The sequence below is a fragment of the Rhizobacter sp. P2_H2 genome, from assembly GCF_056403375.1.
In genome coordinates this window covers 1-1,335 of the sequence record NZ_JBFUFP010001303.1, presented here as the reverse complement: position 1 = coordinate 1,335, position 1,335 = coordinate 1, and the positions used below count along the sequence as shown (strand labels likewise).

Genomic DNA, 1,335 nt, shown 5'->3' with positions numbered 1-1,335 from the left:
CCTCGATGCTGGGCGCACTGATGCTGACGGTGACCGGCCGCACGCGCCGCATCGAGGCCGCCGTCAACGACCGCACCGCGGCGCTGCAGCGCGAGATCGCCGAACGCCAGCGCACCGAGTCCGACCTGCGCGAGAGCGAGCAGCGCTTCCGCAACATCCTGAACCACGTGCCGATCGGCGTCGTCTACACCGACCTGCACGGCAACGTGAAGCAGGTGAATCCGCAGTACTGCGACCTGACCGGCTACGGCGCCGAGGCGCTGGTCGACATGAACGTCGCCGCGCTCACGCACCCCGACGACCGCGCGCAGGACCTCGAGATGACGAGCCAGCTGCTGCGCGGCGAGATCCCGATGTACCGGCGCCAGGGCCGCTACGTCACGCGCGACGGGCGCCAGGTGTGGGTGCAGACCATCGTCACGCTGCTGCGCGACGTGCAGGGCCAGCCGCGGCGCATCGTCGGCGTGGTCGAGGACATCACCGAGCACCTGCGGCTGGCCGAGGCCGAGCGGGCGCGCGAGCTGGCCGAGGCGGCGAACCGCGCGAAGAGCGATTTCCTGTCGCGCATGAGCCATGAACTGCGCACGCCGCTGAACGCGATGCTCGGCTTCGCACAGCTGCTCGAGCTGGACCAGAACCACCCGCTGCCGATCGCGCAGCGGCCCTGGGTCACGCAGATCCAGAGCGCCGGCTGGCACCTGCTGGACATGATCAACGACGTGCTCGACCTGTCGCGCATCGAATCGGGCACGCTGAACCTGCAGTCCGATGCGCTCGACCTGCACGAGGCGGTGGCCGCGGCGCTGTCGCTGGTCGAGCAGGACGCGCGTCGCCGCGGCATCACGATCACGCAGGAGCTGGCCGACAGCGCCGCGCGCGTCACCGGCGACGCCACGCGCGTGAAGCAGATCCTGATCAACCTGCTGAGCAACGCGGTGAAGTACAACACCGAGGGCGGGCGCATCCATGTCGCGTCGCGCCGCGGCGGGGGTGGTGGAGGCGGTGGAGGCCATCGCGATTGCGTCGAGATCACGATCACCGACACCGGCCTGGGCATGACGCCGCAGCAGCTGTCGCAGCTGTTCCAGCCGTTCAACCGGCTCGGGCGCGAGCGCTCGTCGCTGGAGGGCACCGGCATCGGCCTCGTGATCAGCCAGCGGCTGGCCGAGCTGATGGGCGGCTCGGTGCGCGCGCGCAGCACCGCGGGCGAGGGCTCGTCGTTCATCCTGACGCTGCCGCGTGCCAGCCCCGCCGAGAGCGCGCCGGTCGGGCTGGACGAGATCGCGCCCGAGACCGGCAGCTACCACCAGCGCATCGTCCACTACGTCGAGGACA

1 protein-coding gene is annotated in these 1,335 nt (G+C 70.7%); it reads left to right on the top strand.

Annotated elements, in window-relative coordinates; translation table 11 throughout:
* Positions 1-1,335, top strand: a 1,335-nt coding sequence (locus AC1D15_RS32545; protein WP_477829315.1) for a sensor histidine kinase, incomplete at both ends; no start/stop codon positions are given.